At 65.0% G+C, this 14,719-nt stretch carries 7 protein-coding genes and 2 pseudogenes; 1 reads left to right on the top strand and 8 read right to left on the bottom strand.

The features are described from left to right. Positions 1–7: 7 nt before the first annotated feature. From ACLP9N_RS24560 to ACLP9N_RS24530, 7 genes and pseudogenes are all read right to left on the bottom strand, one after another. Positions 8–1,489: an ankyrin repeat domain-containing protein gene (locus tag ACLP9N_RS24560; RefSeq protein WP_442409817.1), complete on the bottom strand. Its 1,482-nt coding sequence runs from the start codon at positions 1,487–1,489 to the stop codon at positions 8–10. After that, positions 1,486–3,018, bottom strand: coding sequence for a GMC oxidoreductase (locus ACLP9N_RS24555; protein WP_442409816.1), 1,533 nt, complete (start codon positions 3,016–3,018; stop codon positions 1,486–1,488). The genes ACLP9N_RS24560 and ACLP9N_RS24555 overlap by 4 nt, the downstream gene beginning before the upstream one ends. A gap of 250 nt (positions 3,019–3,268) precedes the next feature. After that, positions 3,269–3,433 (bottom strand): hypothetical protein, encoded by a 165-nt coding sequence (locus ACLP9N_RS24550; protein ID WP_442409815.1) that lies wholly within the window; start codon positions 3,431–3,433, stop codon positions 3,269–3,271. A gap of 318 nt (positions 3,434–3,751) precedes the next feature. Continuing rightward, complete coding sequence (locus tag ACLP9N_RS24545) at positions 3,752–8,083, bottom strand: nSTAND1 domain-containing NTPase (RefSeq protein WP_442409814.1); 4,332 nt, start codon at positions 8,081–8,083, stop codon at positions 3,752–3,754. Between the two features lie 79 nt (positions 8,084–8,162). Continuing rightward, a pseudogene (locus ACLP9N_RS24540) lies at positions 8,163–8,270 on the bottom strand (SHOCT domain-containing protein); the annotation flags it as partial. A gap of 678 nt (positions 8,271–8,948) precedes the next feature. Continuing rightward, positions 8,949–9,578: pseudogene (locus tag ACLP9N_RS24535) on the bottom strand (trypsin-like peptidase domain-containing protein); the annotation flags it as partial. Positions 9,579–10,089: 511 nt separating this feature from the next. Beyond that, positions 10,090–10,734, bottom strand: coding sequence for a nitroreductase family protein (locus ACLP9N_RS24530; RefSeq protein WP_442409813.1), 645 nt, complete (start codon positions 10,732–10,734; stop codon positions 10,090–10,092). 23 nt (positions 10,735–10,757) lie between these two features. On the opposite strand from ACLP9N_RS24530, the gene ACLP9N_RS24525 reads away from it, so the two are divergent. Beyond that, positions 10,758–11,168 (top strand): TIGR03667 family PPOX class F420-dependent oxidoreductase, encoded by a 411-nt coding sequence (locus tag ACLP9N_RS24525; RefSeq protein ID WP_442409812.1) that lies wholly within the window; start codon positions 10,758–10,760, stop codon positions 11,166–11,168. 85 nt (positions 11,169–11,253) lie between these two features. Here ACLP9N_RS24525 and ACLP9N_RS24520 read toward each other — a convergent pair whose 3' ends face one another. After that, on the bottom strand, positions 11,254–14,547 hold the full coding sequence (locus ACLP9N_RS24520) for an error-prone DNA polymerase (protein WP_442409811.1): 3,294 nt from the start codon (positions 14,545–14,547) through the stop codon (positions 11,254–11,256). Positions 14,548–14,719: the final 172 nt, after the last annotated feature.

Raw genomic sequence — 14,719 nt, 5'->3', positions numbered from 1 at the left:
GCCTGGGTTAGCCGCCCACCAAGGGCTTGGCCGGTGTGGTGCCTACCGTCTCCCGAATGCGCCTGACGACGTCGGCGTCTGGCCCATAGACGTCGATGGCCACCTGCAGCGGCGTCTTACCGTCATGCCCCTTCAGGTCCAGCCGGCAGCCGGCGTCCAGCAGCATCTCGGCACATTCGGTGTAGCCGTGCCACAGCGCATCGTGCAGCGGCGTGTAACCGTTGATCGGTCCCTGGACGTCGATGTCGACGTCGGCGTGATCGAGGATCATCCGCAGGATTTCGGGCCGGCCGTTGTAGGTCGCCTTGTGGATCGGCGATCCTTTGAAGACCCAATCGACCACGCGCACTTGGGCGTCCGCGTCCAGGAGCTCGCGCACGATCTCCGCGTGGTTATCGCGGGCGGCGACCAGCAGTGGCGTATGTCCGTCGGAGAAGGTGTTGACGTGCGGGTAGACCGTGTTGATGTCGGCGCCCTCGGCGATGAGGCGCTGCACCGCCTCGGTGTCGCCATTGTTGGTGGCGGCCATCACCTTCTGGTTGCCGATCGCGTCCTGGTCGGCCTGCTCACGTTGTTTGAACGTCTCATCGATTTCCAGCAGTTTCTCCTTGCCCAACGTGTTGACGTTCAGCTCGAATTGCAAATGCTCCATCATCGAGAAGCCGTAGTGGGTGCCGAAGTGGAGGTTGGCTCCCCGGTCGACCAGATATTTCACGTACTCCGGCCCCTTGTACCAAAGCCCGTCCATGATCGGGGTGTGGCCCATGGTCGGGGTGACGGCGTCGACGAAAGCCCCCGCCTCGACCAGCATCCGGGCCACCTCGACGCTGCCGCCCTGAGCCGCCTTGTGCAACGCGGTGGCGCCGGTCTGGCTGTCGGTAGTGAACGGGTCGGCTCCCGCCGCGAGCAAGGCTTCGACCAGCGCCGCGTTGGCGTGGCAGGCGGCCAGCATCAGGCCGGTCAAGCCGGTCTGCCCGTCACGGGCGTTGGCGTCGGCGCCCATCTGCAGCAGCTGCTGCGCCAGGGCCACGTCGTCGGCGTCGATCGCCAGCAGCAACTGCTCATCCAACCTGTAGCGGAAGGCGGCGATGATCGGCGAGGGGTCGCAGTAGGACTTCCACCTGACGATCTTGTCGTTTCGGATCTGCATCCACGTCGCAAACTCGATGTCGAACTCGGCCCCGGTGCTCTTGATGCGCGAAATGTCGTGCACCGTGCCGAAAGCCTGATCGCCCTGGACGATCAGTTTGCCGGGCTTGAAGAGCTGAACCTCGGCAACGGCGTCGCGCACGCGGAACGAGTTGCGCACTTCCTCGACGCCGTGGCAGGTGCCCAGCCAGGAGATGATGTCGCTGACACCGGGTACCTTTGGCAAGTTGACCCATTCGACGTCCGGCGCCAGCAAGCTCATGGCCGCGTCGATATCGCCGCGGTCGAGGGCGGAGAACCACTGGCTTGCAATCTTTTCGGAGTTGACTTGGTCGCTCATGGTGCTGCTCTCTTCGCTGGCGGGGCGGTCAGGTTAATTCTCAGATCGGTGGGGATGATTCGGTCCAGGCAACGCTCGGCGATGGCGGCAATCGTCAGGGCCGGGTTGGTGCAGGTGCTCGAACCCGGCAAAAGCGCCCCGTCCACGACATAGAGATGCGGGTGCCCCGCGACGCGGCCTTCCAGGTCGCACACCGTACCCATGCACGCGCCTCCCAACTGGTGACCGGTAATGCGGGAACCGCTCGATAGGAGTTTCCCTCCGCCCGCCCCGTTGAGGCGTTCGACAAGATGGAGGACGGCGTCGGGAGGCTCGGGCGCAAAATCCAGATCCAGGGTGTCGCCGGCGGCGTTGTAGGTGAACCTGCCCCGGTTGAAGTTGTGCGTGAAGACAAAGCTGCCGATGGCGTTTTTCCGGGGGAAATCCGTGGCGAAACGCGGAAACGGTGCCCGCATCATCAGCGTGGGCCGAATTGGGTTTTCGTAATTGCACACCGCAATGGCCCCTGGGCCGCCCAGGTGTGGATTGGTTGTCTCGGACAGCTCACCCCGGGTCAAGAACATGTCCCCGTCATTGCCGAAGCCTTCGCCGAGGTGCTCGTTGAGGTGCGGTAGAGCGCCCCGGGCCCGGGCTCGCATCAGCAACAGCGTGGTGCCCAGGGTGCCGGCCGCCAGGAAGAGATGTTCACAGGTGAGGGTGAGCTGCTCGGCGACCTCGCCTTCCTCGGTGATGTTGTCGCAGGAAACGGTGTAGCCGCCCCCCGGCGCTTCGGCGATCGCCGTAACTTGGTGCAGCGGAAGGATTTTCACGTTTCCGGTCTTTTCGGCCCGGCTGAGGTAATCCCGGTCGAGCGTCTGCTTGCCACCACTGTTGTTGCCGAGCCAGAACTCGGCGGCGATCACCGAAGCCACTTTCCGGCCCGCGATCTCGTCCCGGACGATGTCCCAGTCCACTGCCATCGGGAAGCGCACCAAGCCGTCGCGCGGATCGGTGGATGACTCGCGCTCTCCGAAACCCGCCCGACGAGCATGATCGCAGAGCACCCGCAGTCCGGCGTAGTACTCGGAATCGAGCACGTCATCGGGAATGGGAGCGGTCTTGATGACCGAACGGACACGCGGGAAATACACGCGATCCATCTCGTCGTAGTCGATGGCCTCGGGAAAGGCCTCACGGAAGAGCTTTCCCGGCGGCTGGATCAGAATGCCGCCGTAGGCCAACGAGCCACCGCCCACGCCGGCGCCGGCCAGCAAGGTCAGCTGCTCGCCGGTAATCACTTCCAGGACACCGGCATACTTGCCGATCGGTTTCCCCTCGTAAAGAGGCGTCTTGGAGATGGGGTTCATCCACTCCGCGCGGCGGTCCATATTCTTGAACGTGGAGAAGGTATCGTCTCGCGACGGGTCGTTGATAGTCCAGCGTCGGCCGCGCTCCAGAACGATCGTATCCACACCCGCCTCGCCGAGGCGCAGGGCGGCGACCGCCCCACCGAAGCCGCTGCCGATAACGATCGCGCGCACATCATTCATCTCGCACCCGCTCTCGTGCGCTCTTGTTCAACGCGACTCCGGCCCTACCACTCGGTGGTCGTTGCAAATAACAGTATGGACGTAGTCACCTCAGGAGATCGGCAAATTGCGCGAACGCTTCGTGCTGCCCTGAGGCCGAACGCTCGGGAGCTGGCAACCACACGATCGGACCATAACACCGGGGCACAGTCCCAGGATGGTCTCGCCGACGAAGACGGCTGATCCATTACGAAGTACTGAACGTAGCGCCTCAAGGAGCGATGATGCGCCGAGCTTTGTGGAACTTTGGTGGTCTTGGAGAGTCCCTTGCGCAGGCTGGGGGCCGGCCGGAGTCGATGCGATCGAGTTCGGCCGCTGGGTCCAGCAGCCCGAACTGGACCACCAGCGCCGACTCGGCAAGATAAGCGCCGGTCATCGTACTACCCGCAGAAGCCTGAAGGTCTTGCAGCAGAAGGTTTTTAAGCATTCGGATGTTGCGAATCTGACACGCCTCGGTCCGGCGGCCCGATCCTAAGCAGGAAATTCTGTACCCGAGCGCCAACGCCTGGGAAGCGTACGGTGACCATCCACGGCCATCCTGCTGCGGGTGATGAGATGCCGGAAGGCCAGTCCCGCAACATCATTCGAGACTCACACGCTTAAGGAACCGTGATGCTCAGCGACGACGTTACGCCAAGCGGGCCATCGGACCGTAAGCGAAAGGCTAGTGTTCACGCCACCGCCGGTGAGAAGCTCAGCTGTCCGGGGCGATTGGCAGTTGCTGGCACTGCTTGATGTAGCCGATGTCGGGTGACACCCACTCGTTCCACTGCTTGTGGCTCATGTTTTCGGCGAGGTCGTCGCACAGGGTCTTCTGAGCATCGACGGGAAACGGCCACAAGTGTAGGTTCGCATCGTAGCCAGCGGAAACTATTCGGCTACCGTCCGCGCTGAACGCCAACGCGTCAACGACGAATTTATTCGCGCTCATTGGTGCGCCGACAGTATGTCCGTCTTCGGCGTTCCATATGCGGATGGTGCCGTCTTCGCCGCCGGAGGCGAGGTAGCGTCCGTTCGGCGAGAACGCGACCACGTACACGCTGCCCGCGTGGCCAGTTAACGGTTCGCCGACTTCTTTACGTCCGTCGACATCCCATATTCGCACGGTGCCGTCAAAGCTCGCGGAAGCGAGCCGATGCCCGTCGGGACTGAACGCGACACTGTAAACGTCATCGGTGTGATCGGTTAGCTGAGCCACTTGTTTGCCACTGGCGACATCCCACAGTCGAATCGTTCTATCGTCTGAGCCCGACGCTATGAGGTGCCCGTCCGGGCTGAATACCACGATCTCGGCTGGTGCGGTATGACCGGTCAACGGAGCTCCGATCGGTTGACCGGTGTCCGGGTTCCACATTTGCAGGTTGTTGTCGGCGTCGGCGGAGACAATGCGATGCCCATCAGGGCTGAACGCCACTGCCGCAACCGACTTGGTGTGACTGTCGATTACGCGGATAGGTGTACCGGTGGCGGTATCCCATAGGCGGATGGTTCCGTCCCAACCGGCCGATACGATCCGTCGCCCGTCGGGACTGAACGCAAGCCAGCCAACGCCTTTGGTGTGGCCCCGCAGCACCTCTCCCTTGGGTATGCCAGTTTTGCTGTTCCCCAGCCGCCACAGCCGGACGGTTTGATCAGCGCTGCTGGAGGCGATGACCTGCCCGTCGGGACTGAACGCAACGCTGGTCACGTTGTCTTCGTGATCTTCGAGCGGAAACGCCAGCTCGAGATTGCTCCGGAGCTGGATGCCGCCGGCGGCGCTGCAGGACAACAGATTCAGCTGCTTGCCTGGGCGAAACGCGACGGCTTGCACGCTGTCTCCCGGTCGAGTCCCCGGTAGCTGTGTCGACAGTCCGGACGCCACGATCCACCATCGCACCGTGCCGTCGTCGCTTCCTGAGACAAGGCTTCTGCCGGTGTTGCTGAAGCCGACGCTGTTTACCGCTGCGGTGTGGCCGACGACAGGTTGGCCCGAGACATAATGGCCGATCAAGGCGTGGCCAACGGGCCGGCCGGTCTGTACCTGATCCCATATCCAGATTGTCTTGTCGTTGCTGGCCGAGGCGATCCGCTGCCCGTCAGGGCTAAAAGCGACAGATCGGACGGATCCGTTTTGACCCGTCAGTGGTTGGCCGATCGGTTCTCCGGTGTGGGCATTCCATAAGCGAACCGTCTTGTCGCGGCCGGCGGATGCGATCATGTCACCGACAGGGCTGAATGCAACGCTGAACACCGCATCGGTGTGACCCGATATCGGGGGGCCGCTGGGCTGCCCGGTGTTTGCGTCCCATAGCCGGACCATTTTGTCGGCGCCGGCGGACGCGATGCGTAATCCATCGGGGCTGAACGCGACCGCCCATACCGTGGAAGGGCTGGCGGGTGATTGATCACTCGCAGTGATCGGCGCGCCGATTTGCTTACCGGTTGCCACGTCCCACAGTCGGATGCTGCCGTCTTGGCTGGCGGACGTGACGCGCCGTCCATCCGGACTGAACGCCACACTGGTGATCCTGGCCGTATGCCCGGCGAGCGGTGGCCCGATTTGCTCACCCGTGTCGGCGTCCCATATCCGCACGGTGTGATCGAAACCGCCGGACGCGAAGCGCCGCCCATCCGGGCTGTAAGCGGCGGTTTCGGTGCGTCCGGGTGGGGAAATCACCTTGGAAGCCCAGGAGAGCTTCAGGGCGGCGGCGACCGCGAGATCACCAGTTGTTCCTGGCGAGAGGGCCGACGCTGCCAGCATCTCCTCAACCGCTCGGGCGTCTCCACCGGGACGGTCACCGTTGAGGATGGCCAGCGCCTCTGATGCGACGCGCTGTGCGGTAGCTTCGCGAGTGCGCTGCTGCGCCACATGCCGGGAATAGGTCGCCAAACCGAAGCCGACGACGGCGATGATCGCCACGATTGCGGTCGCAGCCAGGACCGCTCGTAGTACGCGCGACCGTTTCCGGAGCACCACCGCATGCGCCTGGGCTTCCTCCTTGGCGGCGGTTTCCGCAGCGGCGAGTTTTTCGGCGGCCTCCTGGCGATCTTTGGCTGCTTGTAGTTCGGCTTCTCGGTGTTGTTTTTCGATCTCGATGCGCTCGTTATCCCGTTGCCGCGAGGCCTGCAAAAAGCCGAGGGCGGGTTCGAGGCGGTCGCGAAATCCGGGTTTGTCCGCCAGCGCTTCGGCGTCGAGCAGCCGAGTGCCTTGCAGCAGCCAGGCGTCGTCGCGGTCGTTCTTGTCCCACGCGGCGGAGGCGCGTTCCAGGTTGTCGGCGGCTTTGAGATCTTCACGTTCGTCGGCCAGCCAGCCGGCGAGCTCATCCCATTGCCGCAGCAGGCTTTCCAAGGCAACCTCGACGACGACCTCACCGTGGCGGTCGTCTTCGACCAGCAACCGTTTGGCGACGAACTTCTCCAAAAGCGGCCGGCTTTCTGCCGGCAGGTCATTCCACCGCGCGACCCGCCGCAGGGCCTGGTCGCTGTCGGGGTTGATGGTGGCCAGCCACGGAATGAATGCGGAGCGGAGTAGCTCGAGTTGGGTCGCCCGTTGCACACCGTCGGTCGCGAGCAAACCGTCGATTTCGGTGTGCACCACATGGCGCATGCCGCCCATCGCCTCATAGTCGGCCAGGCTGAGGTTCGGGGTCTGCTCGTCGGCGGTGCCGTCACCGCGGTAGTCCTCATACAGCCGGGCCAGGGTCAGGGATAGCAGCGGCAGGGTGTCGGCGCCCTCGGTGCAGTCATCCAACAGTTTGTTGACTAGTTCGGGTTCGATCTGCAGTGGGTGGCCGCCCTGCGTGGCACGCTTGGCCGGCCCGGTTATGACCTCCTTGAATTGGGTGCGCGGCATGGGTTTGAGTTCGTCGAACACCACGCTGCCAACTCCGGCCAGCTGCGGGGCCTCCTGCAGAGCCTGGAAGCGGTCGGTGCGGATGGTGACCGCCGCAATCAACCCCAGCCTGCCCAGGCGCTCGGTCTCATCAACGCCGTCATCGGTGTCCCCGGCCAGGCCGCCGATCAGCTCCAGAAACAGCGGCGCCTCGGCACCGGCATCGGCGCCGAACAGTTCCTCGGCCTGGTCGACCGGCAACACCAGCGTCGGCAGCGGCAGCTCGTTGGGTTTGTTCAGCAGTTGGGCGCTCGCCGCCCGTTGCGCCTCGAGAAGCCACCCGCGCACACGAGCCACATCAGGCTTGAGGCAGGCTTGTTTGACCACGCCCAGGCTCGGCGTACGCAGCCCAACGCGGCTGCGGATAGCGTGAATCGCTCGGGCGAAACCGGTGTCGCCGGTCAATACGTCGCGTTTCGGCCGCACGATGTCGAGGATCAGAAAGTCGCTGCTATCGCGGCGCAACCGCGGAAGCAACCCGGCCCGCAGAAATGACGACTTCCCGGTCCCGGACGGGCCCAGCACAACGAACATCGTTTCCACGCCTGATGTGCGCATGCCGCGCACGGCATCGAGTCCACGCAGGATCTGGGCGTCGCGACCGAAGAACACCGCCGCATCGACCTCTTCCAGGGCCTCCCATCCCCGATAGGGGGCGCGATCCGGGTCTTTAGGTGGCGGCCATACGAACGACTCCGCGCCGATGCCAGCTCCCACGATGCCTTGCCGCAACCGGTAGAGGCCCTCGGAAAGAAACACGACCGGATCTCCGTCATCGGCCACGTCGACTTCGGTGGTGAGGCCCTCACCCACTAGATCGATCTGTTGCCACTCTCGAGTCGGGTCCTCACCGATCAGCGGGCTGATCCGGGCGCTGAAAATCCGCTTGTTCAAATACTCCGCGAACCGATATTCCGTCTTGCACTCAGCGGAGGCCTCCCAGTTCGGCGACAGCAGGCAGATCACCGCCTCACAGCTGGCGCTCGCTTGCCGCAGCGCATCCTTCCACCGCTCACCCGGACGAATCCCGACGTCTCGATGTAAGTCCAGAAAGATTTCTTCGGCCAACGGCGGATCCTGCTCAATCAGCCACTGCCGCAACGCAATTGCTTGCCGGTTATCCAAGCTGGAATGACTTAGAAAGATGCGTGGCATGTCATCACCGGTCTAAGCATTGCGACCTTGAAGGCGGCGGCCACGCGCGTGTGTCCTACCCACCATCCGCCACCCGCTGTTAGGGCCCGTCGAGGATTTTGCGCTTCTCGGCCTCGAACTCCGCTTGGGTCAGTGCGCCGGAATCCCGCAGCGCCGCGAGCGTTTTGATTTGCTCGAGCTTGCCGCCCTCGTTGGTCTGCCCGTTGCGGCCGGCGCGATCGGCGGGTTCGGGACTCGAGTCGAAGGTCACCGGAGCGGTCGCGGTCGGAGCGGTCACCGGCGGGCCGGTCTGCTCGACCGATGAGGTCGGCGACTGGGGACCAGGCCAAGCGGTGGGTGGGCGTGCCGGGTCGAAGACGGGCATCGGGCCGGAAGTAGCGTCAGGTGGCCCGGCCGGGTTGTAGACCGGCAATGGGCCGGAGTTAGCCGGGTTGTAGACCGGCAACGGGCCGGAGTTCGTTGTGGGATACTGGGTCGGGCCGGTGAAACCTGATGGTGCACCGGCGGGTTGGGTCCGCTGGCGGTTACCGCGGCGCCGAATCACCATTGTTGCGATCACCGCGGCGATCACGAGGAGGGCAACGCCGAGGCCTCCGACGACGTAGAGAATTGTCTTCGAGCCTGATGAGGTTGACACGTCCCCGTATTGGTCGCGGGCCTTAGTCGCGTTCGTCTTGAATACGGCGGCCTGCTGGTAGCTGGGGGCCAGCGCAAGGATCTTGTCGAAGGTAGCGATCGCCGATGTGTAGTGGCCGGCGTAGTAATCATTGAGACCATTGCGGAACTGGACGTCGAGGGGGCCCAGCTGGGCCTTGACCCCATTGCGGTTGAGCAACTCAGCGAGCCCTGCTGCGGGTGCAATGAAGTTGAACGCCTGCGTTTCTCCTGCGGGCCCGCGGCTGTTGATGCCGACCACGCGGCCATCGAGTCCAACGGTGGGCCCGCCGCTCATGCCGCCCGACAGCGCGGCGTTGGTCTCATAGACCGGCACGGATCCGGCGGTCTTCTTGGCGCTGACCGTGCCGTCCTTGTTGTCGGGGTCCATCGATTCGTCGGTTATCTTGTCCGTGCTACCGGGGTAGCCAACCGAGATGATCTGTTGGCCGACCTCCACGTCGGTGTCGGTGGCAAGCTCGCTAGAGGCCATGTCGTTAGCCTCCACCTTCAACAGCGCCACGTCGCCCTGCGACACCGGCCGGAAGTCGACGACCCTAGCAGGAAAGGATTGCGGCTTGTCTCCGTTGGCGCCACTGCGCAAAACGGCGAAGGTCTGGTCAATCGGGGACCCGCCAACCGCGCCCTCGACCTTCCAATTCGCCATCCCGAAATTAAAGAGCTTGTCGGGGTCGATTGTCGGATCGTGCTGGGCGTCCTGCTGCGCGATCGCCTTGATGATGTCGCCCCGCGCCCCCTCTGCGCCGGGATCCACGCAGTGGCCGGCTGTTGCCACGTATCCTGCCGGATTAACCACGAAACCGGTGCACCGGAAGCTCATCTTGACCGGTTGATTCAGGTCGTTGAACCATCCCTTGTCGTTCCCCACGTAGGCAGTCAGCTGCTCTTCGATGTAGACCACCGCGGGATGGATCAGATTCTCGGCCTTCTGCACGGGGGAAGGCTGCGGGCGGCCCTGCCCGTTATCGGCCCAGGCTGGCGGGGCGGCGATTACCGCAACGCCCAACACGGATAGGACGGCGCATGTTGATTTGACTTGGTTGAGAACCATCTCAAGCCTCACCTTCGAACGCTAGGCCGAAAAAATTACGGTAGCAGGAACCAGGTCACAAGGCAGCAGGATTCACCGGGATACCGACGAGCGCGCGACTCCCAGCGCATTGAGACTACCGGCCAACCACCACCGGCGGGGGTCACTAGGCCCGCATGGGCTTCTGCTCACGGACATGACCAACCGCAAAGCTGCCGCAGCCGCAGCGGTGACCTCCGGCCGAGATGCTGGCCGACAGGTACAGACGGATGATTCAGCTTTAGAATTATGCTGATTCCGCCTACCAGGTGTTCCAGTGCGTGACGTCCTCGGCGGGTAGCCGCTTGGCTGGCCGGAAGTCGGTGCCTTTGGTGTAAGCGATGGGAAACAGGCCGCCCTGGCTGTACTCGTCGTAAGGAATGCCGAGCACCTCGGCCGCGCGGCGCTCGCCGTCGCCGACCAGGTGCAGCGTCGTCCAGCAGGATCCCAACCCGCGGGAGCGCAGCGCCAGGCAGAAACTCCACGCCGCCGGGAACAACGACGCCCAGAACGACGCCCCACCCAACGGCGAAGTATCTTCCCGCCCCTCGATGCAGGGGATCATCAGCACCGGCGCCTCGTGCATGTGCTCGGCGAGATAGGTCGCCGAATCCCGGACCGCGCCCATCCGTTCGCCGCGGGTGTCGCCCTCGGGGTACTCGCGCCCGGGCGTGCCGAGGTAGGCGCGGGCGCGAGACAGGTAGATGTCGCCGATCGCCTTCTTTCTTTCAGGGTCGTCGACGAACACCCACTGCCAGCCCTGGGAGTTGGAACCGGTGGGGGCCTGAATCGCGAGCTCGAGGCATTCCATCAGCACGTCGCGGCCTACCGGCTTGTCGAAGTCGAGGCGTTTGCGGACCGAGCGGGTAGTGGTGAGGACTTCGTCGACGGACAGGTTCAGGGTCACGCTGTGGAGGTTACCGTTACGTCGTGAGCCTCGAACTGACCAAAGAAGTTTCCAGCAGACTGACGTCCGACCACTGTGGGTGGCTGACCACGGTCTCCAAATCGGGACAACCGGTGCCGCGGCTGATCTGGTTCTATTTCGATGGTGCGGATCTGGTTGTGTACTCGATGCCGCAGGCGGCCAAAGTAGCCCACATCAAGGCGCGTCCGCAGGTGAGCCTGAACCTGGACTCCGACGGCAACGGCGGCGGCGTCATCGTCGTCGCCGGGATCGCGACGGTAGACGCCACGGACGTCGACGGCCGCGAAGACGGGCCGTATTGGGCGAAGTACCGCGCCGACGCCGAGCGGGAGGGCCTGACGGAGATGATGGGCGACTTCACTACCCGGCTGAAGATCACCCCGACCAAGGTCTGGACGACCCCCACGGCCTGAGCCCTCAGCCTTCGGCCGCGAGCGTGCGCGTCTGTACGCGACACGCCGGGAATGGCTGACATTCTGCGCACGCTCGCGAGGCCGATCAGCGGAAGTCGCGGGACTTCGAACCGACCGTCAGGCTGATGCGGCCCATCCGCTCGGCCACGACGGTGATCGCGCCGCTGGCGTTTTGGACCTGACCGCGGATCAGCAGCGCCGGCGCCGTGTGCGCCAGCTTGCGGTGCCGCGCCCACACCCCCGGCGTGCAGAGCACGTTGACCATCCCGGTCTCGTCTTCGAGGTTGAGGAAGGTCACGCCTTGGGCCGTCCCGGGTCGCTGCCGATGGGTCACCGCACCGGCGATCAGCACACGGTCGCCGTCGGGCACCGATCCCAGCGCGTCGGCGGGGACCACGCCCATCGCGTCCAGGTCCGCCCGCAGGAACTGGGTCGGATAGCTGTCCGGGGAGATGCCAGTGGCCCACACGTCGGCGGCGGCAAGCTCCAGCTCGCTCATCCCCGGCAACGCCGGGATGCGCGACGAGCCCACCCCGGGTAACCGGTCCGGCCGTTGGGTGGCCGCGGCCCCAGCCGCCCACAGCCCCTCCCGCCGGGACATCCCAAAGCACCCCAGCGCCCCCGCGGTCGCGAGCGCCTCGGTCTGGGGCACGCTCAGCTGCAGCCGGGCGGTCAGGTCCAGCAGAGAGATAAAGGGGCCGTTGGCCTTTCGTTCCTCGACCAGCCTCTCGGCCAGGTTGTCGCCGATATGGCGGACGGCGCCCAGCCCGAGCCGCACCTCCGTTCCCGCGTTCTCAAGCGTCGCGTGCGCCAGGCTCGCGTTGACGTCCGGCCCGTGCACCGTCACGCCGTGCCTGCGCGCGTCGGCCACCAGCGACTGCGGCGAATAGAAACCCATCGGCTGCGCGCGCAGCAGCGCGGCGCAGAACGCCGCCGGGTGGTGCAGCTTGAACCACGACGAGTAGAACACCAGCGACGCGAAGGACAGCGCATGGCTTTCCGGGAAGCCGAAGTTGGCGAAGGCCTCCAGCTTTTCGTAGGTCCGGTCGATCACCTCGTCGGTGGCGCCGTGCAGTTCGCGCATGCCCTCGTAAAACCGGCCGCGCAGCCGTTGCATCCGTTCGGTCGAACGTTTGGACCCCATGGCGCGGCGCAGCTGGTCAGCCTCGGCGGCCGAAAAGCCAGCGCAGTCGACCGCGAGCTGCATCAGTTGCTCCTGAAAAAGCGGCACCCCCAGCGTCTTTCGCAATGCCGGCTCCATCGACGGGTGGTCGTAGACGACCGGGTCGATGCCGTTGCGCCGACGGATGTAGGGGTGCACCGACCCGCCCTGGATGGGCCCGGGCCGGATCAGCGCGACCTCAACCACCAGGTCGTAGAACACTCGCGGCTTCAACCTCGGCAGGGTGGCCATCTGGGCCCGCGACTCCACCTGGAATACGCCGACGGAATCAGCGCGCGCCAGCATCTCGTATACCGCCGGCTCGGAGAGGTCGAGCCGGGCCAGATCCACCTCGATACCCTTGTGCTCGGCCACCAGGTCTATGGCGTAGTGCAGCGCCGAGAGCATGCCCAGCCCGAGCAGGTCGAACTTCACCAAACCGATTGCCGCACAGTCGTCTTTGTCCCACTGCAAAACGCTGCGGTTCTCCATGCGCGCCCACTCCACCGGGCACACGTCGGCGATCGGGCGGTCGCAGATTACCATCCCGCCGGAATGAATACCCATGTGCCGCGGCAGATTCCGGATCTGGGTGGCCAGGTCGATCACCTGCGGCGGGATGTCCTCGATCTCGGGCGAGTCGGCCAGCCCGTTCCAGTGACCGATCTGCTTGCTCCACGCGTCCTGCTGGCCCTGCGAGAAGCCCAGGGCGCGGGCCATGTCGCGCACCGCGATCCGTCCCCGGTATGTGATGACATTGGCGACTTGGGCGGCGTAGTCGCGGCCGTACTTGTCGTAGACGTACTGGATGACCTTTTCGCGCTGGTCGGATTCGATGTCCATGTCGATGTCGGGCGGTCCGTCGCGGGCGGGCGACAAGAAGCGCTCGAACAACAGCTCGTTGGCCACCGGATCGACGGCGGTGACACCCAGGGCATAACAGACCGCGGAGTTGGCCGCCGATCCCCTGCCCTGGCACAGGATGTTGTTGTCCCGACAGAACCGAGCGATGTCGTGCACCACCAGGAAATAGCCCGGAAAGGTCAGTTGTGCAATGACTTTCAGCTCGTGTTCGATCTGCGCGTACGCTAGCGGCGCTCGCTCGGCCGGTCCGTAGCGGTCGCGCACACCCGCCATCGTCAACTGCCGCAGCCAGCTGTCCTCGGTTTGGCCGTCGGGCACGTCGAACGGCGGCAGTTGCGGCGCGATCAGCGCCAGCCCGAAGGCGCACTGCTCGCCGAGTTCGGCGGCGGCACTCACCACCTCGGGCCGCTGCGCGAACAGCCGGGCCATCTCCTCACCGGACCGCAGGTGCGAACCACCCTGCGGAGCCAGCCACCCGGCGGCAGCGTCCAGGGACTGCCGGGCCCGGACCGCGCCCATCGCCATGGCCAGCCGTCCGCGCGACGGGTGCGCGAAATGCGCTGCGGTGGTAGCGACGACGCCCACGCCGAACCGCGGCGCCAGCCCGGCCAGCGTGGCGTTGCGTTCGGCATCGAGCGGCTGGCCATGGTGGGTCAGCTCGATGCTGACCCGGCTGGCGCCGAACCGGTCCACCAGATCGGCCAGCGCCCGTCCCGCCGCGTCCGGGCCCCCCTCGGAAAGCGCCTGGCGCACATGGCCTTTGCGACATCCGGTCAGGATGTGCCAGTGCCCGCCGGCCGCCTCGGTCAGCGCATCGAAGTCGTAGCGCGGCTTGCCTTTCTCGCCGCCGGCCAGATGCGCGGCGGCCAACTGCCGCGACAGCCGCCGGTAGCCTTCCGGGCCGCGGGCCAGCACCAGCAGATGCGGGCCGGGCGGGTCCGGCTGCTCGGTGCGGGCACCAGACCCCAAAGACAATTCGGCGCCGAACACGGTACGCACGTCAAGCTCCGCGGCCGCTTCGGCGAACCGCACCGCGCCGTACAGGCCGTCGTGGTCGGTCAGCGCCAACGCACGCAGATCCAGCCGGGCGGCCTCCTCGACCAGCTCCTCCGGCGTGCTGGCGCCGTCGAGGAAGCTGTACGCCGAATGCGCATGCAGCTCGGCATACGAAACGGAATGGGCGACGGACGACCGGGCCACCCTCTCGCCACTGGGCGGCTCATACCTTCCGCGCTTGCGCGACAAGGGAACATCGTCGTTGTGCTCCGCAGGCGGCGCACCGGCATGGCGCGGCTTGCCGTCGAGCACCCGCTCCATTTCCGCCCAACTCGGCGGCCCATTAAACCAGCCCACGGTCCCAGCCTATCGAAAGTATGTTCGATATGAAATATGGGACCCGCACAAGGTGCCGTGAGCCCTTAGAGCGGCCTGAGACAATTTGCAAACAGCACCGCGCAGCAGGCTATCGCCGCAGTTAAACATATCTTTAACTACAAAACACGTTCTTAACCTGGCAGGCCTACCG

Origin of the sequence: Mycobacterium sp., assembly GCF_052144515.1 — a bacterium.
Taxonomy (GTDB): domain Bacteria; phylum Actinomycetota; class Actinomycetes; order Mycobacteriales; family Mycobacteriaceae; genus Mycobacterium.
Note: the sequence above shows the minus strand (reverse complement) of the source record. Positions and strands in the feature narration are given on the sequence as shown.